Source organism: Roseburia sp. AM59-24XD, from assembly GCF_003478445.1.
Taxonomy (GTDB): Bacteria; Bacillota; Clostridia; order Lachnospirales; family Lachnospiraceae; genus Jutongia.
In genome coordinates this window covers 1-24,669 of sequence record NZ_QUET01000033.1, presented here as the reverse complement: position 1 = coordinate 24,669, position 24,669 = coordinate 1, and the positions used below count along the sequence as shown (strand labels likewise).

Below are 24,669 nucleotides of genomic sequence, written 5' to 3'. Positions count from 1 at the left end.
GGCAAGTACATTTGCCCCCTTTATAATAGTTATTTCTGTGACAGACACAGGAAACAGAAAGGCATGGTTAATCATGAAGAAGAAAAGAAGGCTTCCAAAGGGCTGGAATTATGTGTTACTTCTGATCGTATGTCTTGCTGCCGTGGGCGGCGTTGTTGGACATAATTATCAGGAGAAGCAGAAACAGGAGAAGCAGCTGGCGCAGAGAGCCAAGAATGCAGTGAAGAGCGTAAAGGATCTGGATGGCAAGAAGATAGGAGTTCAGATTGGTACGACTGGTGACATTTATGCTTCCGATTATGAGGGCGACGATGCAGGAACAGTGATCGAGCGGTACAATAAGGGAACTGATGCGATCCAGGCGTTGAAGAACGACAAGATCAACTGCGTTATCATCGATGAGCAGCCGGCAAAGGCTTACACCGAGAAGGATAATACGCTGAAAATCTTAAAGGAAGAGTTTGCTCTTGAGGATTATGCGGTCTGCATTGACAAGAGTAATACGGATCTCAAGGAAAAGATCAACGAGGCGTTGACCAAGTTAAAAGAAGATGGAACTCTGCAGGATATTATTGATAATTATATCGGAGAGGATTCTGTCAAAGGAACAAAGCCGTATGAGATCAAGGATGTCAAGAGAAACGGTGTTCTGAAGATGGCAACCAATGCATCCTTCAAGCCATATGAATATTATGAGAATAATAAGATCACCGGTATTGATGTGGATATGATGCAGGCAGTCTGCGATGAGCTTGGTATGAAGCTTGAGGTTGAGGATATGGAGTTTGATTCTATCATTCCTGCAGTAACTTCCGGTAAGGCAGATGTTGGAGCAGCTGGTATGACTGTTACGAAGGATCGTCTCAAGAATATTGATTTCACAGAATCCTATACAACGGCAAAGCAGGTTATCATTACAATCGATCCTAAGGCCGGCATTACGAAGAGTTCCCTGGCGGAGCGTTTTCATGATAACTTTATTAAAGATAACAGATATCAGTATATTGTAAAGGGTCTGCAGAATACGCTGTTGATCACGGTATTTGCGGTATTGTTTGGTATTATTTTCGGCTTTGTGATCGCGGTGATCCGTACCGGTCATGATAAAAACGGAGGATTTCCGATACTCAATGCATTCTGCCGGATCTATCTGACTGTAATGCGTGGTACGCCGGCAGTTGTACAGCTGTTGATTTTCTATTATATTATCCTGGTGTCCGTGGATAACAAGCTTCTGGTAGCAATCGTTGCGTTCGGATTAAACTCTGCAGCGTATGTAGCGGAGGTTGTCCGTTCCGGAATCATGGCAGTAGACGGTGGACAGTTTGAGGCGGGAAGAAGCCTGGGTCTTAGCTATGCGCAGACCATGACATCTGTTATTCTGCCACAGGCATTCAAAAACACATTGCCTGCGCTGTGCAATGAGTTTATTAGTTTGTTGAAGGAGACCTCTATCAGCGGTTATATCGCTCTTGTAGATCTGACCAAGGCTGGAGATATTATACGAAGCAACACATATGATGCATTTATGCCGTTGATCGCCGTTGCGCTGATCTATCTGGTTATCGTAATGATCCTTACTGCAGGAGTGCATTGTCTGGAGAGGAGGCTGAGAAGCAATGAGCGATAAAGAAGTATTGATCCGCGTAGAAAATCTGGAGAAATCATTTGGAGATCATCAGGTTATCAAAGGAATTTCCACCACGATCTGCAGAGGTGATGTTGTTGCAGTGATCGGTCCGTCCGGCTGTGGTAAATCCACTTTCTTACGTTCCATGAACTGTCTGGAGGATCCGACCGGCGGTCGTGTAACCTTCGAGGGAACGAATATTACCGACGAGGATGTGGATATTAACCTTGTCCGTGAGAAGATTGGTATGGTATTCCAGCAGTTTAATCTGTTCCCGAATATGACCGTTCGCGAAAATATTATGCTTGCGCCGGTAAAGCGCAAGAAAATGACAAAGGAGGAGGCTGCTGTAAAGGCAGACGAGTTGCTTGATCGTATTGGTCTGTCCGATAAGGCAGACAGCTATCCGGCAATGCTGTCCGGTGGACAGAAGCAGCGTATTGCGATCGCGCGTGCGCTGGCAATGAATCCGGATGTCATGCTGTTTGATGAGCCGACCTCGGCACTGGATCCGGAGATGGTAGGAGAGGTGCTTTCCCTGATCAAAGAGCTGGCGGCAGAGGGAATGACGATGGTGATCGTTACGCATGAGATGGGATTTGCAAAAGAGGTTGCCAACCGCGTACTATTTCTGAACGAGGGACAGATTCAGGAGGAAAATACGCCGGAAGAGCTTTTTGAGCATCCCAAGAACGCAAGATTGCAGGATTTTTTGAGCAAAGTGTTATAATTTGTGAACAAACTGATAAATCTTTATTAAATCTTCGTCAAGATGGTTCCTTTTTCGAAAAAAGTGTGGTAAAACTATGCAAGGGCAAAAAAGAGGCACGCCAATAGCAATATAGTGTTTAATATGGATAGAGTATGTTGATATCGTGCCGTAAGCAGTCCTGAGAGAGTAAGAGAAGAAAGAGAAAAGAGAAAGGAGCAGTCGTTATGGGAGAAAAGATACCGGTACAGTTAAAGGATGTACATGATGTGAATGAGTTCGTCAATATTTTATCAGGCTTTGAGGGAGATTTTGATCTTTATTGCGGAAGATATTGTGTGGATGCCAAATCCATTCTTGGGATTATGACAATGGACCTGCGCAATCAGTTGTTTCTGACAGGCAACTGCGAACCTTCTGACAGACGCAACCTGGTACATGCATTGCAGGCGCGCGCATTTGCATAAGAATGACATTGGAATCATCTGACCGCAGTTGTCAGGTGTGTCCGATCAGGAACAAACAACCTCCTGAGGAGTGATTTCCTTAGGAGGTTGTTGCTTTTTCCGGCTATTTATCTTACACTAAAAGAAAAGAATAACAGGAGCAGGATACATATGAGGAGACACAGGAAATTTGCGTTGTGGATGGGAGTCATAATGGCAGTGTCTGCGGTTACCTCCGAAGTGCCGGACGATATATGTGAGGTGGTAAAGGCTGCGGAGAATACCGTGTCAATGACTGATTTCGCGTCTTCCGGCGAAGCAGCTGGAACGATCACGATCAGTACCGGGGAAGAATTAACGCTTTTTGCAGAGTATGTGAATGCCGGAAACAGCACGAAGGGGCGAAGCTTCTGCCTGACATCGGATATAACTTTAAATGAAGCCTCTTATCAGTATCAGGATGCCTCAAAGAGAACGGGGATTTATTGTGACGAGGAACTGATCGGAGCAGTGGATCAGAGCGGAAACTGTTATGAGGATCTGGAAACATCGCAGACGACAGATCCCGGCAGTCTTTCCAGGGTGACTTTGTGGACTGCGGTCGGAACGAAGGAGTATCCGTTTCAGGGAAACTTTGATGGTAAAGACCACACGATCCGTGGATTGTGCGTGATCGGAAATGAGAGTGATCCCGGGCTGTTTGGCTGTGTTGGTTCTAACGGAAGCGTTTGCAGTTTAACGCTGGAGAAGGCTCTTGTAACAGGCAAGACGGGTGTCGGTGCCATTGTTGGGAATCACCAGGGGATGCTGTCTGATGTCATCAGCCGTGCCAATATCGTCATGAGCTCCGGCTGTATTGGCGGAGCCGTCGGTGAGAACAGCGGAAGTATTGTAAACACGACTGCGCAGGATGTGGTTGTGATCGGAAGGAAGAATACACTGACCACGGAGCGGGACGAGATGGACCGGATCAACGGAATCGGCGGCATCGTCGGACGTCATACTGCCGGAGAACTGACAGGCTGCAGTCTGCGGGGAGAGGAGAGCCGGATCCCTTATGGCGGTGGCGGTATTGTGGGATATGTCGATGGAGGCAATATCACCTCCTGCGCCAATTACAGCGACCTGCGAAGCAGCGGAGGCGACCTTGGCGGTATTGTGGATTTTGTGTTTCAAGGTTATTTACGTGACTGTAACAATTATGGCAATCTAGAGCTTACCTATCATTCGGAGTCAAGCATCAATCTTGCCGGAATCGTTGCCGGAACATTTTCAAGCAACTGGAATGATATTGTGATCGATGGCTGTTTTAATTATGGAGATGTTTTGCAGAAGGAGCGCGAGGATGCTGTGGACGGAAACTGCATGGATTCGATCGGCGGTATTTCCGGACGCCATGGTGGAGGAGTGATCGGCAACTGTGGCAATTATGGGACAGTAGGGGTGATTACGAAGAAGAATGATTTGTCCTATGCGAGGATTGGCGGAGCCTATGGTTATCTACAGGTGGGAGGTATTGTTGCCGGGCTGGACGGAGTAAGCCGTGTGATCAATTGCTATAATATTGGCGATATTGAAGGCGATATTTTTTATGCCGGAGGCATCGCCGGACGGAAGAATATGACGCCGGTGGAGGGCTGCTATACCGTTGGAGAGATCAGGCAGCTGCTTGGAAAAGGACAGATTTGCGGATATATCGACGGAGGCTCTCTGATGCGCTGTTATTATTGGAAAGGAACGAATCGTACCGTTTATTCCCGGGCGACAGAGCTGAATGAGTATTATGTGACCGGGTGCGAGGGTGTTTCACTTTCTGCGGCAAGAAGCAGTCTGATCGATAAGCTGAATGATTTTGTAGAATATCGACAGGGATACCAGTACAGCGAGCTTTGTCCACTGCGCTCATGGGTGACAGGACCGAATGGCTATCCGGTATTTGGGACAGAGGGAGAAATGGCATGTCCGGTTGTATCTCCGAAGGCAGATCCGTATGAGACACAGAAACCGGTAATTTCCCTTCAACCGACAGATGAGCCGGGGGCTTCGAATGGTCCGACACAGGATCCGTCCGTCTCAGAGGTCCATCAGAAACGTCACAGCCGGCAGATGGATCTTCTACGCAGCAGCCGGCAGCGACAGGAAGTGCGGCACCGGAGAGTCCATCGTCGACAGTATGGGCACAGAGTCCTTCTCCGTCTGCGGCAGTGGCGGAGAACATTAATGTTTCATTAAGACTGAGGTTTCGCAGGAGCTTTCCTGTGTGTCCGGGGTGAATGTGTCGTTGCTGCAGATTCAGAAGGTGTCGCTGCGCTGGAAGAAGGTCAGTGGAGTTGACGGATACGGTATTTACCGCAGAGAGGGCAGGAATGGCGCACTCAAGCGGCTTGGGACAGTCACCGGAAAGACAAGTTATCTGGATGCAACGGTTCGCAAAGGAAAGAAATATCAGTATCAGATCTTTGCGTTCGGTGCCAGAGATGGTGAGGCAGTGCGCAGCAGAGCGGTAACCAGCGAGCGCATCCGGATCCCGGATTATGCGGCACCAACGGTATCCTATGCAACGGAGATAACACCCGGAAAAAATTATCTGAAGATCAAACTGAAGAAATATAAAGGTCAATATCTGGAGATTTGGATGAAGAAAAATGGTATTGTACAAACAACAACTCTTCATCCGATCTCCAAATATAATGGAGTCTTTCGTTTGTCCTATACCAAAAGAAAAGGCAGTGTGTACTGCAAGGTCAGGACATGGGAGATTAAGAATGGAAAGAAAAAATACAGTGCTTATACAGAGTTAAAACGGATACGGCTGTAAAGGAGCAGACAAATGATATCAGGAGGTCAGAAAAGATGCAGCTGCTGCATGCATCTGCTGGAACAGGGAGATGTATGCAGTGCCTGTGGATACGACAATCAAAACAGCCAGACGCCGCCATACTGTCTGCCAGAGGGAACCTGCCTGAAGCAGCGTTATTACACGGGATGCGTTCTGGGGGAGGGCGGTTTTGGAATTACCTATCTGGGCTGGGATCAGACCCTGTCCATACCGGTTGCCATCAAAGAATATTATCCCAGAGAATTTGTACGAAGAAACCCGGTGCGGTCTCATTCTCAGGTAAACCGTGTTGATGGGGAAACCTGCGCACAGCAGGAATATCAGAAGGGGATGAAAGCGTTTCTTAAGGAAGCGCAGACACTTGCACAGTTTCAGTCACTGGAGGGTGCAGCGGTTGTACATGACTATTTTACAGAGAATGATACCGCATACATTGTAATGGAATATATTGATGGGATCAGTGTCGAGGAGTATGTACAAAAAAATGGACAGATACCCGCAGGGCAGGTTCAAACCATGCTTCGTCCGGTATTGGATACCTTAGAGGAGATGCACGCACATCATATCATTCACCGCGATGTCAGTGCGGATAACCTGATGATCACCAGACAGGGATTTATGAAGCTTGTGGATTTTGGAGCGGCTCGAAGTACTGTGAACCGCGATCACACGATGACGGTCATATACAAACGTGGATTTGCACCGGAGGAGCAGTATCGCAGCAAGGGGCAGACCGGTCCATGGTCAGATGTGTACAGCGTCAGTGCCGTTATGTATTATATGCTTTCCGGGGTCATGCCGGAGGAGGCATCGCAGCGTCTTGTCAGTGACCGGACAGTTCCGCTGGATCAGATGGAGGGCGTTGCGCTTCCTAAGGGCTGGAGTGACGCGATCGGTAAAGGAATGTCAGTGATGGCAGCAGACCGTTATCAAAGCATTCGTGCGCTGCGCGAAGCATTGGGAGAAAGCGGGCGGACAGCATGCCGGGAACACTGGGGACAGGAGAGGCAGGAAGAACGACGCAGAAAGTCTCTGGCGGCGGGGGAGGAAGAGTTATCGACCGAACGGATCGCCGGAGAATTATTACAGGCAGGAAAAGAGCAGGAGAGCCGGAAGGAAAGGCAACTGATCCGGGAGAAAGCCTTACGGGCAAAGCGGAAAATATATCTTCGGATCGGTCTTGTACTCATTGTGCTTGTGGCAGCAGGAGCAGGCATCGCAATGATGCGTCTTAATGGGCAGGCTCAGAAAGAAGGTAGATTACCGGCGCAAACCAGTCTGGCAGCAGACATGCCATCGGAACAAAAGACACAGGGAGGGACAGCATCGCCGGAACAAACGACACTTGGAATAACTGCAACTGCATTGCCGGAACAAATGACGTCGATTCCGAAAACCACAGCGGAAAAGACGTCGTCTGTTACCAGAAGTCCAGATGATAAGAAGCCGTCAGAGCGTCCGGATAAGACAACGGACAAAGCGTCAAAACGGGAAGAAAAGACCACAAAGGTATCCCGGAACAGAAAGAAGAAAACGTCAGCGACAGCAAGACCAAATAAAACAGAAGCAACACCAAAAACAACGAAAAAGAAAACGACAGGGCAAAAAGACAAGAAGAATGTAATAGGTTCTCTGGATACCCTGCTTGGGGAATAAAAGGTGAGGTCAAAAAATGGGACAGGATTATGGATTTGACACATTTCTAATGGAGCGGTGGGGTGGATCAGAGCCGGCGGATGAGAAGCAACGCCGTCATGCAGCGTTCCGGGCATTACAGAAGAAACTAAAAGATTGTGATATTGCTGCGCCGGGAACCATTCGTGCCTGGTGCGGCATCACCAAAAGAAGTGAACCCGGCAGAGATAAAATGTATCAACTGGCATTTGCACTGCATCTGACGCATGAGGAGCTGAAACAGTATCTCATAGAGGGACTCCGCATGCCCGGCGTTCAGGTCAACGATTACCGGGAAATCATCTATTATTATGGGCTGGAGCATAAGCTGTCCATGGAAAAATGCGAGGAAATGATCCTCGTCTTTGAAAAGCATATGTGCCGGACATATGTACCGCTGCAGAAGACACATACAAAACGTTTGTGGAGCTTCTACGACGACTGGCGCAAACTTGATCCCGTGCATTTTCTAAAACGGATGTGTACCCATGCAGAGATGTTTAAAGGGTACTCCAAGACAACGCTAGACTATTTCATCCGATTAAAATCGGAGCTGCTGCAGTACATTCAGGAGGATGTCAAAAAAGGCATGGAAGAAGATCTGGAGCAGCTTGGCTACAGGCAGTGGCTTGAGGAAAGCGGAATTGACGATGGCGATGATAAGGAGCTGATAAAACGTTTTCTGAAAAACATTAGCCGGAGAAGAAAGATGCAGGTCAATGCATCCGCCAAAGAATTGATCCGGTCGGTGCGGCGCGACTGCAGTGTCGTATATGCGGAGCATGGGCGGAACCGGGATGTATTAAGAGAATTATATGCACCGGTCGTGCAGCCCGGTACCAAAAATATCTTCTATAAAAGGGCATCCGGAGCTGCTGCGAAATCCGAGATCCCTTATATGTCAGAACGGCATATATCCGATCTGCTTCGTGTCTCACTGCAAAAGGAACGGGAAATCCAGATGGCACAGGCTCTGGCATATCTGCGGGGCGAGCCGAAACAGGACGTATGCCCGGAATGGATCTGTGCGTACCTCGACAAGCTGGCATGTGAGGGACATAGTGATTCAGACACACCGGAAAAGGTGTCCGGATCCGTTACGATCGGGGAAGCGGAGGAGATATTAGCCAGACAGCATCAGCTTCAGAAAAAACGCTGTCTGCTCATACAGAGAGATGATCTGCTTCCGCTGCTGTTAGAAGTGTCCGGCCGCAAATACAAAAAAGAACAGGAACTACTGGGGCAAAAAACGGACAGAGAAGAGGCAAAAAACCGTTTTTGCAGAATGGCAAATACCGTTCTGGCGGATTGTGCCATGGCATGTCTGGATGAACGGTATGCGTTGGACAGACTGCTGCTTGACAGCTTTTCGAAAAGCGATGTGGAGGGTATTGCGGATCTGATCGACAATGGGATTGGATGATTGTGAATATTTTGTAGGATATGCATGCATAATAATGTTGGAAGATGGAATAAAAATGAGGTAAGTATGGACAAAATGCCGCGGTGTCCGGTGATTTACAAATCTATCAAACATAAGAACAGTAACAGATTATGAAAGGTCTGCTGCTGTTCTTTTTCGTTTTATATTGATCAAAATAGAAAAGAAAATGGGACAGTGCCATGGGAAAATAAATCTGAGGATGACGAATGGTGTCATGTTGAAAGCGTATGATAAAAACGTAATACGAAATTTATAACAGGAGAAACAAGACAGAAGATGAACAACAAACATTCAAAAAATTCCAGAACCCTGAGCATGTATGTCCGTCTTTGCGCCGGAAAGCGGATCAATAAGGCGGAGGAAGCCAATCGATTTGGCGTGGATGAGCGGTCGATCCAACGCGACATTGATGATATCCGGGCATTTCTGGAGGATCAGAAAGCGGAAAGCACGGCAGAGTCACGGGAGATCGTGTACGACAGGATACATAAAGGTTTCGTGATGACCGGGACGGACGGTTCCGCCATGAGCAACAGCGAAATACTTGCCGTGAGTAAGATCCTTTTAGAGAGCCGGGCGTTTGGCAAAAAGGAGATGGAAGCACTGCTCAATAAGCTGGTGGAAGGCTGTGTGCCACTGCGCAATATGAAGCTGGTATCTGACCTGATCGCCAATGAGAAGTACCATTATGTGGAGCTTACCCATCCGATCCGGAATCCGGACATTTTGTGGAAGCTCGGTGAGGCGGTCCGGGGCTGTAACCGGCTTGAGATCCACTATCAGAAGCAGGATGCGGTACAGGAGAATGTGAAGCGTGTCATTGAACCTGTCGGGATTATTTTCTCCGAGTATTATTTTTATCTGAATGCATTCATCGTCGAAAAGAATGCGGCCGGAAGATATGAGCACAAGTACAGTTATCCAGCAATATTCCGGATCGATCGGATCGTCAAATGCCGGGAAATGGGTGAGAAGTTCAAATTGCCGTATAATGGGAGATTTGAGGAGGGAGAGTTTCGTAAAAGAGTTCAGTTTATGTACAGCGGTGAACTGATGCGGGTGAAATTTCTGTTTTTTGGAAGGAATGCAGAGGCAGTGTTAGACCGCCTGCCTACAGCAAAAATCGTGTCCGGTCAGGACGGTGCCTGTGAAATAGAAGCGGAAGTGTACGGAAAAGGCATCCTGATGTGGCTGCTCAGTCAGGGGGAACAGGTGGAGATTCTGAGACCGGAGTGGCTGCGGGAGGAGATGGGACAAAAGCTTGGAAAAATGCAGGAGAGATATCAGTAGAAAATGAGCAGGATGACAGAATGTGTCATAACACGAATGTATAATTTTATTTATAAATGAAAGTTCGGATGATGAGGGGTGAGCATACACATGAAAGATCAATTGGAGAAAATTGAGAAACGTTTGGCATGCATAGAAGAAAACACACGTCTTTTGTTGTTATCTGATGTTATGAGGGAGTTGGATAAATCTACAGATATTCTGGAAGATAAGCTGCTGTCAGAGTGGCTGGAACAGCAGCGGATGACAATGGAAAAACTTGATACAGTGAATGGTCAAAGGCTAGTGTATCTGTCTTTTTTAGAGAAAGTCGGATTGAAACGGATTCGTGCAGCCGGTACAGAAATTATCCAGAAATTTGAAGTGGTACCGGTGTTCGTATTTGACACACTTACAACAATACAGAAAAGAACCTTATTAAATGAGAAATATTCCTATATTATTCGTGACAGGGAACAGCATCTTTTTTTATCGTAGGAGGGCGCGATGGCAGAGGAAACAAAAGAGAATGAAAAACAATTATTGCTTGATTTGCAGCAATCAAATGAGGTCATTGATTTGTTTGGTAGTATGCAACTGGTCAATAAGAACACAGTTGTGGACAAACTGGTTGAGACAGAACTGACAAAAAAGGGAAAATTAAGAGCAAATGAAATGTGTTTTTACCGGGTGAAACAATTGTCTTTTGATGAGGATTATCCACACAGGGAAGCCTTTGAAAATGTACTGTTATCTATGGATAATGATGCTTTTAATTTTGTTTATGTATTAACCGGTACAGAAGAGGGAATAGAATTATGTCTTGGAGTTGTACAAAATCAAAATGAAAATGTATCTGTACTTGGTAAGAAATTATCTGCAAGTAATTATGGAGAGATTATTTCCAATGTATTCGAGGGAAATTTCAGTGGAAGTAAGTTAGAACGTCTCAAGGGAAAGGAACTTGATAAGCTGGTTGGAGATGATCTGGCAGATAAATATAAAAATGCAGGAGTGATTGTGGGAATTCCTTCTATTAACGAGAAGGAAACCGGGGATGATTATGATTTTCAGGGAATTGACAGACTGATCAACAGTATGCTCGGTTTGGAATGGAGACTTGTGGTGGTCTGTGAACCGGTAAGTAAATCCGAAATTTTAAATATCAAAGATGATATTTATGAGTTGTATAATCGTTTATCCGTTGTTGCAAAGAAAACTATGCAGGAATCGATCAATGATGGTGCTACGATTACCTTTGGAAAAAACACCTCAGATTCCAAAGGAAAAAACTGGGGTTATAATCATGGAACTTCGGATTCGGAAGGTAAAAATGGTGAGCATTGGAGTAAATCCACACAATATTCCGAACAGAATTCGGAAGGACATGATGAAAGCCATTCCGAAGGAAGTAATATGGGATTTAACATGAATAGAGGTTCCTCTAAATCGGTTACTATTGAGATGGCGAATAAGCATGCAGAAGAAATTATGAAATATATCAATGAAGAATTACTGGACCGTATGAAAGTAGGATACAGTAAGGGGCTGTTTAAGACCTCTGTTTATTATATGGCGAAGGAACCAACACATGCGAACCGGTTAAAAGTTGGTCTGATGTCATTATTTCAGGGGAATCAGTCTTCCTATAGTCCGTTATATGCTCAAAATATTGATGTTTCCAAAGAGTTTGATGTATTGCGGGTTTATCAGAATCAGTATGTCAGGGAAGAGACAGCATCCGGTGATGCGTTGATGCTTTTAGGAAGACCGTTTTACGGTTCGAATGTTGGACTGAATACTTATCTGACAACCGCGGAGATTTCACTTCTTGCAGGACTTCCGCAGAAAGAGGTTCCGGGGGTTTCTTTAAAGGAAGGTATCGGTTTTGGGCTAAATGAAAAGGAGATTGATGACGAAGAGAGCATCAATCTTGGAAATATGGTTCAAAAGGGACGAGAACTGACAAAGATTCCGTTTAAATTATCAAAAAAGAGTATGTCAAAGCATACGTTTGTGGCAGGTGTTACCGGAAGTGGTAAGACAACAACCTGTCACCGCCTGCTGTCGGAGGCGGATATGCCGTTTCTTGTAATTGAACCGGCTAAAACAGAGTATCGGACTTTAATCAATACCAGAAAAGATATTGTCGTTTTTACCGTTGGAAATGAAACTGTGGCGCCATTCCGGTTGAATCCATTTGAATTGTTAGAGGGTGAGATCATTTCAGCACATGTTGATATGATTAAAGCCACATTTACCTCTGCTTTTCCAATGGAAGCATCTATGCCACAGCTTTTGGAAGAAGCAATATATCGGAGCTACGAAAAAAAGGGATGGGATATTGATAATAATGAAAATACCATTTACGGAGCAGAGGCATATGATCCGGAAGTAGATAGTTTTCCGATTTTGTCGGATCTTTTGGAAGAAATGAAAAATGTGGTAGAAGAAAAGGGCTTCAGTCAGCAAATGCAGGCAGATTATATCGGATCTCTGGTAAGTCGTTTGTCCAATCTGACGGTAGGATCAAAAGGAAGTATGCTGAACTGTGAGCATTCTACGGATTTTGAGTACATTATCAAAAATAATGTGATCATTGAGATGGAAGAGTTGAAATCTCCAGAGGATAAAGCGTTGTTGATGGGATTTATTCTCAGCCGTTTATCTGCATTTGTGAAAGCAGAGCATCGTAAAAACCATAATTTTAAGCATCTGACCCTGGTGGAGGAGGCACACCGTCTGTTATCAAAGGTTGAGTATGGTGACAGTGGCTCAAAGAAATCAGCAGTAGAAACATTTACAGATCTTTTGGCTGAGGTTCGTAAATATGGAGAGGGCTTGATCATTGTTGATCAGATTCCGAACAAGCTGGCTTCGGAGGTCCTGAAAAATACTAACACCAAGATTATTCATAAGATACTGGCACAGGATGATAAAGAAGCAGTGGGAGATACGATGCTGATGGATGACAAACAAAAAGAGTATCTATCTGCTCTGGAAGTAGGAAATGCCATTGTCTTTTCTGAAAATACAGACAAGCCGGTTCATGTTCATATTACAGCAGTCAGCGATACGAATGAGGAAGAGATCGAGGATGAAGTGGTAAGAAAACGTTTTTATGAAAAAAAGGCGTTTTTGGGAACAGTGTATCAGGATTATGATCTTTTACAGTTGTCGGGGGCATTTAATAAAGTTTGTCATAAAATGGCAAAGCTGCAAGATGATCCTGAAATGTTTATGGATATGAATAAAAAGTTTATTAATACTGTTGGAGATGATGAGGAGGAACAAAGAAAAGGATGGAAAAAATTAATTAAGAGAAGGGAGGCAGTGACGGGAAAGAGAATTGGCAGTACGGAGGATGAAGAGGAAAGAGTACAGTTTTTGGTGGATCTTTTCCAAAACACGTTCAGCGTAAATGATTTTTCAGTGGATATGTTGAACGGAGAGCAGGCAAAATGTGTGATGAAATATTGTGAATGAAAGTAAGGAGGATGATTTCGTATGGCACTTGGAGCACTTATTGCTGGAGCAGTGGGAACAATTGTGGCAGCAGCCGTATCAGTAACGAAAGCGTTAGCAGTAGCAGGGCTGGCAATTCAGGGATTAAAAGCAATTGGGGCGGTATTTACAGCTCTTTGCAAAGCACTTGGCTTGATCAAGCCTGAGACGGAAGTGGAAGATCTGGGAGATAAAGCACTGCAGGCTGAGCAGGATGGTATTGTCCCGGAGAATTTCGATTCTTATGAAGAGTATATGAAGACGGTGGAAGATTATGAAACAGATCCGGAACGTTCTAAGCAGATCTCTCAGGAAGACAAGATGAGAAAAGGTCTTGAATTGATAAGCGGCGTTATGATCGAGAAATTTAACGATTTTCCAATGTCAGATCTGTTAGTAAGCATGGGGAAAAATATAGATTTCTTTACACCGGAAAAGGTTGGAGAGCTTGCTGGAGTTATTATGAAAGAACCAAATGTTATAGGTGATCTGTCAGGTTATCTGTCCGGAACAGAGAAAAACGATGCCAAATTAGAAAGCGCGATAGATACGCTGACATCAGTAACAAAGATGGTTGAACCGGAAAAAAATGACGTTGAAATTTTGCGAGATATTGCTGCATTAAGAAAGTAAATCTTGGTCATTAAAATAGAACAAGGTATGGTGGAAAAATGGAAGATACATATAAGATTTTAATCGGGATGACTGAAGATACTTTGGAAGTGGTTGATATTAGTGATGCTCATAATATTGAGATGATAGGAATTGAAGGCAATGAGAGAATGAAATGGGAAAGTCAGGCGGATATTGATAAATTTGTAGAATATATCCGGGATTTTTATAACATTGATTCCTTTGAAGATATTTGCATGAATGTGTCCATTATCTATGCGGATACGGATATGGAGTATTTGCATTATCTGTACCTGCAAATTAAAGAAGCTTTCAGGGTGAATGTGATTCAGACAGAGCAGATACTGCCGTTTGTAAGTTTGTCGATGGGACTGTTCAATGATAAAAAGAAATCCATCTGTATTGAACTGATGAAAAAACATTATCGTGTTTTTCAGAATAAGGACAAAAGTTATGTTTGTCAGAAAGCGGATTCAGGAAAAGATGTTCAGAATATTCCATTGTCTGATCTTGCATGTTTTTATTACTTAACGGGCTCTAATATCAAAGGGGAAGATGAGGTCAAACAGCTGAATGAACTTTGGAAAAGCAAACTGAAAGAAGAAATTCGCAAATGTGAGGAAAAGTGCAATGACAAGCTGGAGAAAATGAAAAATACGAATACGGCTTTGGAAAAAGAACTGAGAGCAAAGATTAAAAAGCTGGAAGAACAATTGAGCAATAAAAAGAAAGATGGAGAACGTTATTTTGTAACACATCATCATACACCGGTATTTAATGGTTTCCTAGCAGACTTGATGATGTTTGGAGATGAAAAAGCATTTTATACTTTATCTGCGAAATATGCAAATGGGCAGCTGGTAAAAGAGGGGAACGAAGTAGGAACAATTCAGCTGAAACGTGGTGATTACAGTCCTTCTTCAGTTCAACCCATTTCTATTGAGGCAAATCATTCCGGACGCATTTTCTGGTTGTTTGATAAGAGTGAAAAGGAACCGGATGGCAAGAATATAGCTGTCATAGGAACAATGCAGGATACCGTGGATGACATTAATGACTGGCTGGCACGGATGCACTGCAAAGAGCGGGTGAAAGTATGAATCAAGGAAAAGTACATTTTTTAATATAAAGCTTTTGAAGAAAAGAAAGGAGAAATTATGCAGAAATTTTTTATGATCATTGGCAAGAATAAACTGAATGTATATTCAACCAATGGTGGTCAGTGGGACAAACAGTATTTTGAAGGAAATCCGGAGTTTGAGTATGAGGTAAACAATGCCAGACACGATATTGAAAAGATGTTTGAGCTTTTGGTCAGCGAATATAATCTGGATTCTAAGGCAGAACTGGAATTTTCGGTGTTGTGTAATGAGGATTCTGTATACAACGACGTTATTGAGAGGTGCATGAAGGAGTATATCTGTGAAAAAAAAGAGCTGAAACAGGTATTGACCGAATTATTTCAGAAACTGGGAAGAGATGAAAAAATACAGATTGATAATTATGGAATCAACTTTGATGGCAAACATTATATGTTGAAGGATGGTGTGATCACAAAGGGAAAATTTGATCTTTTGGGATATACCGTATCAGAAGATTCAATCGTAAAATATATCGCATAGAGCGGAAAGGAGTATAAAGATGGGAAATAGTAACCAGTGTCAAAATTGTCAGACAGTGAATGAGGTAGGGCGTTATTTTTGTAAAGAATGTGGTCATTTTTTGAGACCTGATCTGATCGATGATCCTGAGATATATGCATCCTCGGAGCTGAAAACAATGCGTATTATTGAAAATCTGCAGCATGTGCCACACAGCAGAATATTGTGGAATGATATGATTGACCGTTATACCGGAAAGGTTGAGAAATACGCAGCGTTAATGAATCTGGATGAAATGAAGGATGAGCAGGAGGAAAGTACCGAACAGACAATGATGGATTTTCTGGATCTGTGTAACAAACCGGAATTTCAGATTGCTTTTGTGGGTACGATTAAAACCGGTAAATCAACTCTGATCAATGCATTACTTGGACATAATTATGCATCTATGGCGGTTACTCCGGAGACGGCAGCTTTGACAAAATTCAGAAGCAGTCCAAGAGATTATGTGAAGGTTACCTTTTATTCAAAAAATGAGTGGGAAAAGCTGTGGGCGTCCAGAACATCATCGGCAGATGCTTTTATGGAGGAGTATAACCGTCTTCAGGCAGATCGGGTGAAGAATCAGTGGGTTGGTCATGAAGAAATTCTTAAGTTTATGCCGAATGAGGATATCGAAAAAGAACTGTCCGTCTGGTCATCATCAAAGAGTCCGGAGCATTATTTTGTAAAAGAGATCGAGGTGGGTATTTCATCGCTGGCAAAGGATTTTCCAAGTCAGGTTGTATTTGTGGATACGCCGGGACTGTCTGATCCGGTTGCATATCGTTCGGAGATCACCAAGAAATATATTCGAAGAGCCAACGCTGTATTTGTCTGTGTGGATGCAAGCAAATTACAAAAGGATGAGATTGAAACAATTGCGTCAGTCTTTTCTTATTCTTCCCATAATAAAAACAAAGTGCATATTATTGCAACACATTGGGATAAATTAAACAGTCCTGTCAAAGACTGGGAGAATCAGAAGAGTTATTTGATGGATCGCTTATTCGGTAAAGGATTTTTTGAGCAAAAGGAAATGGCAGAGAAAAATATTATTCATGCAGCAGCCTACATTTACAATCTGTGCCGAGACTTTGACACATTGGATCCGAGTTCCGATGAATATTACTCTCTGATGCAGTTTGCTTTGGGAATGAGAATGGATCTTCGAAATATGAAAGAAAATCTGAAAACAATGGTGAAGTTGTCCAATATTGATAATATCAGTGATATTATAAAAACAGAACTGGCTAAAAATTATGAAGAACTTTTAACACAGGATATCGACAAGAAATATAAAGATATCAAATATACGTTAAAACGAGTTGCCAAAAACAGTCAGGCAAAGGTTGGGGATCTGATCAATGTTTCCTTTAAGGGAATGGATGAACTGAATAAAAAGGTCGAAGAACAGGAAAAAAATCTGAAAGAGATTAAAGACTGTGAGGCTCAGTTAGAAGATCTGTTAGAGGCTATGAAAAAAAGGACGCAGAAACGTCTGGATCAGATTCTTCCGGAACTTGATAAAGCATGTAAAAATAACAGAAAGAAAAAATGAGAGTAGAACAAATAAATGAACTGGCGGATTTTCATGTTTCCGGAAGACCGGATTTTGAAATTACTGGAATTGCATATGCGGCCGGTGCGGGAGAAACGGAAATTGCTATCGCGGAAAATGTCAGCGAATTACGAAAAACAAAAGCACAGGTTGTTCTTATGCGTCCTCAGTTTGTAAAGACGGAAAAGACATTGATCTTTGCTGTTGAATCTCTGGAAAAGGCTGCTGTTATGATAGCAGAATATTTTGTACAAAAGGACGAATGCATCGATTACAGTCAGAATGTAGATTATCTGTTTAATGGAAAATATTATTATGCAGAGGATCTTAAGATGGGAGAAAAAACTACAATCGGTCAAAATGTATTTATTGGTCGGGATGTGGTCATTGGGAAAAATTGTGTGATCCGTCCGGGAGTACATATTAATTCAGGGACACAGATAGGGGATAACGTTTATATCGGAGATAACTCCATTGTGTCAGTGGACAGTTATTATCGTTATTACGATGACAATCATTTGAAAATTTTTCATGGAATTGGCAGAACAATCCTGGAAGACGGGGTGTCTGTTGGAGCCGGCAGCGTGATACAGAGAGGAGCATTTTCGGATACCATAATTGGCAGATATTCCGGAATTGATGATATGGTCAAAATTGGTCACGATGTGACCATCGGTGAAAACTGTGTCATTGTATCTCAGGTGGGAATTGCCAGTAATGCGCATATAGGAGACCGGACCATTATATATGGACAGGCAGGTGTGCGGAATAATGTGACCATCGGGAATGACGTTGTTGTATATGGAAAGACAAGTGTTACAAAAAACATACCGGATGGTAGAAATATATCCGGACCATATGCCTGGGAGCATAAAAAGGAACTGCAGTTAAGAGCCAAGATATCTAGATTATAGGAGGTAGAAAGATGGGCGGCGGTGGATGTTGTGTAGGAGATTTTAAATGTTGTGTGGCAGTTGCAATTAAGAACTTTTTTGGGAAAGGAAGCAGCGGTGGCTGTGGCTACCATCCGGGACCTTCGGATAACGAACTGCACGCAAAAAAAATAGCAGATGAATTAGCACAGATGAAGGAAAATATTCGAAAATCTTCTTCGGAAAGTGAGCAGGAAATTATTGAGTATCTGGAAAGATCCATGAATTCCTTATTGCATGAGTTGAATTATGTGAATAAACAATTATATGGAGGAGAATCGCTTGATATTAATATCGAGGGAATTAAAGCAGAAAATGAAAAACTGAGAAATAAGGTCGTAGGTTATATTGGTCGCAGAATGGATGACAGGCTTAATCTGAAGGATAGTGAGTTGTCGATTATTCTTGATGAGCGTGATGACAAAAAACGCGGGAAAAATTTTGATAAGTTCTGTGACAAGATTCAGGTGCAGGCAATTCAGGGGCTGAAAAAGAAAATTGAGATGACCGTTCAACAGCAGGAAGAAGTAATTGAGCAAGCAATTAACAAACGCTTAAAAGAAGTCCAGAAGAATATGAAGGAATCTCAGAAGGCGTATCAGAGCATGATCGCTGCTACGGAAAAAGGAAAGAATGATCTGTCGAAGGAACAGGTGAATTGTATGTACAAATATACAATTTCTGACATTTTATTTGATCTGATGGGGGATGAGGAGTAGATATGTTTTTTAAGAGAAAAAAGCTAATAGAAATTGATGCAAAAGTGGATGATCTGCTCCGGATAACTGCGGGTCAGAGTAAGATGGAACAGGATCACTGGAACAGTCTGGAGCAAAATCAACAGACGATAAAGCTTCTGCTTGAACAGACTCAGGAAACATTAAAAGAAAGTCTGGAGCAGAATGGTCAGGGAGTTACGGAAGCGATTCGGCAATGTCGGGAATTCATGCAGGAGATGGAAAACTCTCTCCAGACTCATGTGGATACGAATGACGCGAAAAGAGCACATCAAATCGATGCTCTTTCTCAGCAGATAAAAAAACTGGAAAATGATACGATTAGCGGAATTGGTGCTGCAGCTAACAGAACAGAGGAATTACAGAAATTAGACAAAAAAGAAATTATTGCTCATGTAGTTCAACTGGAAAGGTGTGTGTCACTGATCAGTGATCTTGTTCGCATGCAGCTTCTAAACAATGTAATGGATGACTATGATGGGTAGGATGAAAATATGGATGTTATTGTTTCTGAAAACAGTGAAATTCTTCACTTAATGAATATTAAAGAACCTGTAGAAGAGATATTAAAGAAAATGGCCGATAAGGCCTTTTCTTTTCCGGAGACGGTTGCCGATGATAACAAAAAATATAAATGCTCGGTATTTAATTATTGTTATGATAATGGAAGTAATGTATTGATCTACAATACATTATACAATTCACTGGTACGAATGGAATATGAGGAATATCAGGTCTACCAAACGCAACGGATAAATGAAAGTGTATGTGGAAAAGACTTTGTGAATATGGGATTGTGGATTGAGGATGACGTTGATGAGATGCAGAGGTATTTGGAATTCACTCAATTATATAAAACGTATATCACTCATGACGAAATGAGTCTGTCCATTACAACAACGACAAAGTGTAATGCCAGATGTCCGTATTGTTATGAAAATGGAATTAAGCAGCTTGATATGTATCCGGGAGCGGTAGATAAGATATACCGGCTGATTGAAGCAAAGGCTGTTAATAAGTTGGTAGAACTGACATGGTTTGGTGGAGAGCCGTTGATGAATACCAGAATCATTGATGATCTTATTGATAAGTTGATTGAAAATGACTTTAATTTTTCTTCGTTTTTTATTACAAATGGCAGTCTGTTCGATGATAAGATTATTGAAGAAAAAGTGGATAAGTGGCATGTTCAAAGTGTGCAGATCACATTGGATGGCACAAAGGTTGTTTATGAAAAACGGAAAAATTATATCAATACGGAGCAAGGTAATTTCTATAATGTGCTGAATAATATCCGAATGCTGGCAGAGAAAAATATACATGTGAGTATCCGGATCAATATTGATCAGCAAAACAGAGATGATGTTATGCAGTTGCTGGAACAGATAGATCCTATTTATTCGTCCTTTGACAATGTTGTTTTTATCCTGCATTTGTTGTGGGTGGTGCATATTCTATGTCTGAGACAGAAAAGTTAGAATGTGTCAGGGAAATGCTGGAACGTATATCAGATGTTCGTAAACTTATGGCTGGAGCAAATTTATATTCCATGCCGAGAATGAATTCCTGTATGAGAGAAGAACCTAATTCTTATTGTGTGGATGTTTATGGCAATATATATAATTGCGAACAGATGGTGGGAAGAACGGAGAATGCCATTGGCACATTGGAGGATATTGAAAATCTGCCTGACCGGATAGAAAATAAAATTCTGGAGGACGAGTGTAAAGAGTGTGTATTTTTCCCGAAATGTTATGGCGGTTGCATTGCTAATAAAAATGCAGGGGATGTTGCCTGTATGATTGAAAAATATATAATATCGGCATATATGCAGATTATTTAAGGCTGATGATTGTTTTTGATGACTAGGAGGTGTTATAATGAATTATTCATTTATCAAACCAATCCTTTGCCCGTACTGCCACAAGCCTTATCAGACTGACTTCTGGGGGCGGTGCGTACATTGCAAAAGATTGCTGTTACCAGTGAAATACTAAGGAGTGAACAACATGGTTACATTTATTCCCCCATACATGGGTGAGGAGATCAAAAGTAATGCGGAGAGGAAAATGTACGATGTCCTTCAGGAGATGGATTTGAAGAATGCGTATGTTTTGCATTCGCTGGGACTTCCGAGACACCGTTCTAAGATTTATGGCGAGATCGATTTTGTGGTGGTCTGCGAGAGGGGCGTTGCCTGTCTGGAGATTAAGGGCGGTCGTGTGGAATGCCGGGATGGTCAGTGGACGTTTATTGACCGGTATGGGACGGAGCGGCAGAAGCCGGAGGGACCGTTTGCGCAGGTGACCGGCAATATGTTTAGTCTGCGGGATGTGCTTAAGAAGCATTTTGACCGGAATCCACATATGAAGAATCTGCTGATGGCAAGTGGCGTGGTATTTCCGGATATTACGTTTTATTCGGATTCGCAGGAGATTATACCGGAGATTGTGTATGACCGGAGTACGGAGGATATTTCTTCGTATATGAATGCAGTGTTTGATTATTGGCAGGCAAGGCAGCACAGAGAGCCGAGCAAGCTGTCTCCTTCGGATATCCGCGAGATCGTTCAGTTTCTGCGGGCGGATTTCTGTTTTATTCCATCGCTCAATGACCGGCTGGAACAGGTGGAGAAGCATCTGGTGCGGCTGACGGCGGAACAGGCGCAGCTGATGGATGCACTTGGAATGAATGATCATCTGATCGTGGAAGGCGGAGCCGGAACCGGCAAAACACTGCTGGCGGCAGAGTATGCGAGAAAGCAGGTGGAGCAGGGACGTAAGGTGCTTTATCTTACATACAATAAAAATCTTGCACATCATGTGGTTCATGCATTGCCGGAGACGGATTTATTGAAGGTTGTGAATATTCATGCGCTTTTCGGAGAATATGTGCCGGTGGATGTTCCGATGATGAAGGAGAATCCACAACGGTATTTTGCGGAAATTCTGCCGGAGGTTTTCTACGATCATATCAGTAATCTGGAGCAGGAAAGTCTCGATAAGCTGCAGTATGATCTGCTGGTGATGGATGAGGGACAGGATATTTCGAAACCGATCTATCTGTATTCGTTGGACTGTCTGTTGAAGGGCGGTCTAGAGAAGGGCAGATGGGTTGTTTTTTACGATGAGAAGCAGAATATTTATAATCCGGAGTATCAAGATGGCATGGATATTCTTCAGTCGTATGCACATACAAGCTTCCGGTTGTTTGTGAACTGCCGGAACACGGTTCAGATCGGTACCTACAGTGCGAAGGCGAGTGGTGTGGCGTTTGGCGGTTTCCTGCGGGAAAACGGGGAGGAGGTCGGCAGGATTTCCTATGCCGATGACCATGATTTTGCAGGAAAGATTAAGGAGTTGCTGAAAACGCTCCGGGGAGGTGGCGTTTCGATGGGAGACGTTACATTCCTGTCGCCGAAACGGTATCAGAATTCCAAGCTGTCACAGGCCGGTGTTGCTGTCAATGAATTAAAGGATGGCTTTGTCCCGGATGAGAAGCGCCCGGTTTATGCGACGATACAGGGCTTTAAGGGACTGGATGCCAAGGTGGTGATCCTTTGTGATGTGGATGCACTGCGCCGGGAGAAGTTTTCGCAGTATATGTATATTGCGGGGACGAGGGCGCGGACACTGCTTTACATTGTAGGTTCGCAGGATTTCTGGAAGGAACATGAAAACGCCTGAGGGGGACATGAAACATACCATAAAAGATTCTCTGTTGTACAGAGCGCTGTCTGAAATTGTTTATTAGAGGTATCTGTTAATACGGATACCTCTTTTTTCTCTATATTAAAATCTCCCCCGTCCCTGTTTTGTGAACAGGACCCGGAGGAGAGAGCTTTTCTGTGAATGAAATCCACGGGAATATATTACTGGATTGCCGCACTGCACAGGGTATTCAGATAATCGGTCAGTGTTTCCTCATCGGCTTTGGCACGGAAGTTATCGCCAAGCTGCTGCAGAAGCTCTTCAATTTCGCGACAGTAGGACCGGTACTCGTCATGTGCGGCTTTGAAGAAGGTGTGGGCGTGTTCGTTGAGATCGCCTTCCATCTCGCTGATCGGTGTGTGGATATCGGAGATGGTGTACTGGATGCTGCCGCTTATCAGTGTTTCCAGAGATCGCCAAAAACCACCTTCCATCACACGGTAATCGTGTTCTTCAATCTCAACCTGATCCAGGAAGTACTGGAACCGGTACATGGCATAGTAGTCGGTGTTGTCAGACAGCTCGGTCTGGAACAGCTCCAGCAGATTTTTGGAACTGTGGGTGATCTTGTCCTTGAACGTCCGGAAGCAGTCTGATTTCCGGTGAAGCTCGTACAGTTTTTGGAGTGCATCCATGATCTGCGGTGCGAAAAGCTCCTGAATGTATGTCCCATAATATGTTGCGGCGTATTTTGCAATGCATTTGGAATTGCCCGGAGTGACATAGGCGGAGGCTGTGTTGTATGCTTTTTCGAGTGCTGTCTTTTTGGCAGCAGCGCATTCGGAGCGGCTGTTATAAAATTTTTCCATGACAGATGCGTTGAATGGGAGCGAGTAAACCTCGTAGATTCGGTTCGCTTTCAGTGTATTATGAAACAGCGTGGCGAGAGCGGAATGGGACTCGTGGAAGCTGTCATATCCGTTGGCAGCGGCTGCCTGACTGGCGGCAAGACTTGTGTCCGGATCCTGTGTGACCGGCAGAGTGATGTTTGTCACGGTAATGCCTGCTTTGGAATACTGCTCATTGGTAAATGGATTGTCGATCTGCACATCGCCAATGCCAATATATTCATGTCCGGGCTTTGTGATCGGAATCGAGAAGCTGTTACTGCAAAGATAGATCTGCGGCTCATCGGCATCAATGAGAGAGGCAAGCTCTTCCTGATTGATTGCAATGATGTCCAGCTTTTTGAGAAGTGCCTGATCGGCACCGGTATCCTTAAGAACCTTCTGCAGTGTTTCCTCTTTGGCTTTTAAGATGTTCCGGTCTTCGGCAGACATTTGGATGTGATCCGGATAATTGACATCAAAGATGCCACAGAGCTTCCGGAAGCAGTTTTTGTCGGCAGGATCAAGTGCGCGTAAGCGGTCAGCCTGCGTTTCGTAATAATGCTGGCAGAGCCAGGTAAGAAGTCTGCCGTCCGAATAGAAGGACAGGATCTCGTTCCGGTTGAAATGCTCGCGCAGTTCATTTAAGGAATGGATCGTCGTCCCCTCGAGTGTCAGAATGACTTTTTCTTCCATGGTGGCAGTGCTTTGTGTGAGGACAGGATTTAATAATTGATTGATCATAGTAGGTTCTCCTTTCAGTAATCGGCTTTTGTTTTGAAAAAGCGGCATGTTTTGTTGGTTGGTAGCTGTATCATAGGATTTCATCATGACAAAATGTGTCAGCCTCAAAAGAATTTTTAAAGAATAACTAAGACTTCCCATACCTCAAATTGATGTATGCCCATAATATTTCTTATGTCCGGTTGCTTGCAATGGCATTTTGCCTGCCAATGCATTAAAAATCCGTGAACTGTGACTAAAAAATTGTCTTGTCACTTACGGATTTCGAAAAGACTAATTGCTTTGCTGCTTTGATTTTTGATAAACACATCCTTCCGTATTCGCCCCAAGGTGGGATTCGGATGTTTCGAGAGGCACTTGCACCCGCCGG

The 24,669-nt window shown here is 43.6% G+C and carries 21 protein-coding genes; 20 read left to right on the top strand and 1 reads right to left on the bottom strand.

Features of this window, described 5'->3' with window-relative positions; translation table 11 throughout:
• Window positions 1-73: 73 nt before the first annotated feature.
• The 20 genes from DXA20_RS13775 to DXA20_RS13680 all read left to right on the top strand — a co-directional run bounded on the left by DXA20_RS13775 (window position 74) and on the right by DXA20_RS13680 (window position 22,704).
• On the top strand, window positions 74-1,630 hold the full coding sequence (locus DXA20_RS13775) for an ABC transporter permease subunit (RefSeq protein ID WP_118561587.1): 1,557 nt from the start codon (window positions 74-76) through the stop codon (window positions 1,628-1,630).
• Window positions 1,620-2,360, top strand: coding sequence for an amino acid ABC transporter ATP-binding protein (locus DXA20_RS13770; RefSeq protein WP_022306046.1), 741 nt, complete (start codon window positions 1,620-1,622; stop codon window positions 2,358-2,360). Before DXA20_RS13775 ends, DXA20_RS13770 begins: the two co-directional genes overlap by 11 nt.
• 206 nt (window positions 2,361-2,566) lie before the next feature.
• Window positions 2,567-2,806, top strand: a complete 240-nt coding sequence (locus tag DXA20_RS13765; RefSeq protein WP_022306047.1) for an HPr family phosphocarrier protein — start codon at window positions 2,567-2,569, stop codon at window positions 2,804-2,806.
• Window positions 2,807-2,956: 150 nt separating this feature from the next.
• The gene (locus DXA20_RS13760; RefSeq protein WP_147403757.1) at window positions 2,957-5,017 is read left to right on the top strand and encodes a hypothetical protein; all 2,061 of its coding nucleotides are present in this window, start codon (window positions 2,957-2,959) and stop codon (window positions 5,015-5,017) included.
• Between the two features lie 28 nt (window positions 5,018-5,045).
• Window positions 5,046-5,603 (top strand): hypothetical protein, encoded by a 558-nt coding sequence (locus DXA20_RS13755; protein WP_118561583.1) that lies wholly within the window; start codon window positions 5,046-5,048, stop codon window positions 5,601-5,603.
• Between the two features lie 12 nt (window positions 5,604-5,615).
• Window positions 5,616-7,280 (top strand): serine/threonine protein kinase, encoded by a 1,665-nt coding sequence (locus tag DXA20_RS13750; protein ID WP_118561581.1) that lies wholly within the window; start codon window positions 5,616-5,618, stop codon window positions 7,278-7,280.
• A 16-nt stretch (window positions 7,281-7,296) separates the two neighbouring features.
• On the top strand, window positions 7,297-8,721 hold the full coding sequence (locus DXA20_RS13745) for a hypothetical protein (protein ID WP_118561579.1): 1,425 nt from the start codon (window positions 7,297-7,299) through the stop codon (window positions 8,719-8,721).
• A 297-nt stretch (window positions 8,722-9,018) separates the two neighbouring features.
• Window positions 9,019-10,032: a helix-turn-helix transcriptional regulator gene (locus DXA20_RS13740; RefSeq protein WP_118561577.1), complete on the top strand. Its 1,014-nt coding sequence runs from the start codon at window positions 9,019-9,021 to the stop codon at window positions 10,030-10,032.
• 90 nt (window positions 10,033-10,122) lie between these two features.
• Window positions 10,123-10,509: a hypothetical protein gene (locus DXA20_RS13735; RefSeq protein WP_118561575.1), complete on the top strand. Its 387-nt coding sequence runs from the start codon at window positions 10,123-10,125 to the stop codon at window positions 10,507-10,509.
• 9 nt (window positions 10,510-10,518) lie between these two features.
• Window positions 10,519-13,497, top strand: coding sequence for an ATP-binding protein (locus DXA20_RS13730; RefSeq protein WP_118561573.1), 2,979 nt, complete (start codon window positions 10,519-10,521; stop codon window positions 13,495-13,497).
• A 21-nt stretch (window positions 13,498-13,518) separates the two neighbouring features.
• Window positions 13,519-14,148, top strand: coding sequence for a hypothetical protein (locus DXA20_RS13725; RefSeq protein WP_118561571.1), 630 nt, complete (start codon window positions 13,519-13,521; stop codon window positions 14,146-14,148).
• A gap of 38 nt (window positions 14,149-14,186) precedes the next feature.
• Window positions 14,187-15,248 carry a hypothetical protein gene (locus tag DXA20_RS13720; protein ID WP_118561569.1) on the top strand — a complete coding sequence of 354 codons (1,062 nt, stop codon included), beginning with the start codon at window positions 14,187-14,189 and terminating at the stop codon, window positions 15,246-15,248.
• A 57-nt stretch (window positions 15,249-15,305) separates the two neighbouring features.
• Window positions 15,306-15,770 carry a hypothetical protein gene (locus DXA20_RS13715; RefSeq protein WP_118561567.1) on the top strand — a complete coding sequence of 155 codons (465 nt, stop codon included), beginning with the start codon at window positions 15,306-15,308 and terminating at the stop codon, window positions 15,768-15,770.
• A 19-nt stretch (window positions 15,771-15,789) separates the two neighbouring features.
• Window positions 15,790-17,349 carry a dynamin family protein gene (locus DXA20_RS13710; RefSeq protein WP_118561565.1) on the top strand — a complete coding sequence of 520 codons (1,560 nt, stop codon included), beginning with the start codon at window positions 15,790-15,792 and terminating at the stop codon, window positions 17,347-17,349.
• Entirely contained in the window at window positions 17,346-18,263 is a 918-nt protein-coding gene (locus DXA20_RS13705) for a DapH/DapD/GlmU-related protein (protein ID WP_118561563.1), read from the top strand. Before DXA20_RS13710 ends, DXA20_RS13705 begins: the two co-directional genes overlap by 4 nt.
• 11 nt (window positions 18,264-18,274) lie before the next feature.
• Complete coding sequence (locus DXA20_RS13700) at window positions 18,275-19,000, top strand: hypothetical protein (RefSeq protein WP_022306061.1); 726 nt, start codon at window positions 18,275-18,277, stop codon at window positions 18,998-19,000.
• A gap of 2 nt (window positions 19,001-19,002) precedes the next feature.
• A complete protein-coding gene (locus tag DXA20_RS13695; protein ID WP_118561561.1) occupies window positions 19,003-19,503 on the top strand; it encodes a hypothetical protein in 501 nt (166 codons plus the stop codon).
• 9 nt (window positions 19,504-19,512) lie between these two features.
• Entirely contained in the window at window positions 19,513-20,496 is a 984-nt protein-coding gene (locus DXA20_RS13690) for a radical SAM protein (RefSeq protein ID WP_118561559.1), read from the top strand.
• Window positions 20,475-20,861, top strand: coding sequence for an SPASM domain-containing protein (locus tag DXA20_RS13685; protein WP_118561557.1), 387 nt, complete (start codon window positions 20,475-20,477; stop codon window positions 20,859-20,861). Before DXA20_RS13690 ends, DXA20_RS13685 begins: the two co-directional genes overlap by 22 nt.
• Before the next feature lie 166 nt (window positions 20,862-21,027).
• On the top strand, window positions 21,028-22,704 hold the full coding sequence (locus tag DXA20_RS13680) for a nuclease-related domain-containing DEAD/DEAH box helicase (RefSeq protein ID WP_118561555.1): 1,677 nt from the start codon (window positions 21,028-21,030) through the stop codon (window positions 22,702-22,704).
• Between the two features lie 185 nt (window positions 22,705-22,889).
• Here DXA20_RS13680 and DXA20_RS13675 read toward each other — a convergent pair whose 3' ends face one another.
• Entirely contained in the window at window positions 22,890-24,299 is a 1,410-nt protein-coding gene (locus DXA20_RS13675; protein WP_118561553.1) for a hypothetical protein, read from the bottom strand.
• Between the last annotated feature and the right edge of the window lie 370 nt (window positions 24,300-24,669).

Excerpts from the sequence above, each read along its gene's own strand:
- DXA20_RS13680 (WP_118561555.1), top strand. The coding sequence starts at position 21,028 with ATGGTTACATTTATTCCCCCATACATGGGTGAGGAGATCAAAAGTAAT.
- DXA20_RS13745 (WP_118561579.1), top strand. The coding sequence starts at position 7,297 with ATGGGACAGGATTATGGATTTGACACATTTCTAATGGAGCGGTGGGGT.
- DXA20_RS13770 (WP_022306046.1), top strand. The coding sequence starts at position 1,620 with ATGAGCGATAAAGAAGTATTGATCCGCGTAGAAAATCTGGAGAAATCA.
- DXA20_RS13725 (WP_118561571.1), top strand. The coding sequence starts at position 13,519 with ATGGCACTTGGAGCACTTATTGCTGGAGCAGTGGGAACAATTGTGGCA.
- DXA20_RS13735 (WP_118561575.1), top strand. The coding sequence starts at position 10,123 with ATGAAAGATCAATTGGAGAAAATTGAGAAACGTTTGGCATGCATAGAA.
- DXA20_RS13710 (WP_118561565.1), top strand. The coding sequence starts at position 15,790 with ATGGGAAATAGTAACCAGTGTCAAAATTGTCAGACAGTGAATGAGGTA.
- DXA20_RS13740 (WP_118561577.1), top strand. The coding sequence starts at position 9,019 with ATGAACAACAAACATTCAAAAAATTCCAGAACCCTGAGCATGTATGTC.
- DXA20_RS13730 (WP_118561573.1), top strand. The coding sequence starts at position 10,519 with ATGGCAGAGGAAACAAAAGAGAATGAAAAACAATTATTGCTTGATTTG.
- DXA20_RS13675 (WP_118561553.1), bottom strand. The coding sequence starts at position 24,299 with ATGATCAATCAATTATTAAATCCTGTCCTCACACAAAGCACTGCCACC.
- DXA20_RS13760 (WP_147403757.1), top strand. The coding sequence starts at position 2,957 with ATGAGGAGACACAGGAAATTTGCGTTGTGGATGGGAGTCATAATGGCA.
- DXA20_RS13705 (WP_118561563.1), top strand. The coding sequence starts at position 17,346 with ATGAGAGTAGAACAAATAAATGAACTGGCGGATTTTCATGTTTCCGGA.
- DXA20_RS13695 (WP_118561561.1), top strand. The coding sequence starts at position 19,003 with ATGTTTTTTAAGAGAAAAAAGCTAATAGAAATTGATGCAAAAGTGGAT.
- DXA20_RS13765 (WP_022306047.1), top strand. The coding sequence starts at position 2,567 with ATGGGAGAAAAGATACCGGTACAGTTAAAGGATGTACATGATGTGAAT.
- DXA20_RS13715 (WP_118561567.1), top strand. The coding sequence starts at position 15,306 with ATGCAGAAATTTTTTATGATCATTGGCAAGAATAAACTGAATGTATAT.
- DXA20_RS13750 (WP_118561581.1), top strand. The coding sequence starts at position 5,616 with ATGATATCAGGAGGTCAGAAAAGATGCAGCTGCTGCATGCATCTGCTG.
- DXA20_RS13720 (WP_118561569.1), top strand. The coding sequence starts at position 14,187 with ATGGAAGATACATATAAGATTTTAATCGGGATGACTGAAGATACTTTG.
- DXA20_RS13775 (WP_118561587.1), top strand. The coding sequence starts at position 74 with ATGAAGAAGAAAAGAAGGCTTCCAAAGGGCTGGAATTATGTGTTACTT.
- DXA20_RS13700 (WP_022306061.1), top strand. The coding sequence starts at position 18,275 with ATGGGCGGCGGTGGATGTTGTGTAGGAGATTTTAAATGTTGTGTGGCA.
- DXA20_RS13690 (WP_118561559.1), top strand. The coding sequence starts at position 19,513 with ATGGATGTTATTGTTTCTGAAAACAGTGAAATTCTTCACTTAATGAAT.
- DXA20_RS13685 (WP_118561557.1), top strand. The coding sequence starts at position 20,475 with ATGTCTGAGACAGAAAAGTTAGAATGTGTCAGGGAAATGCTGGAACGT.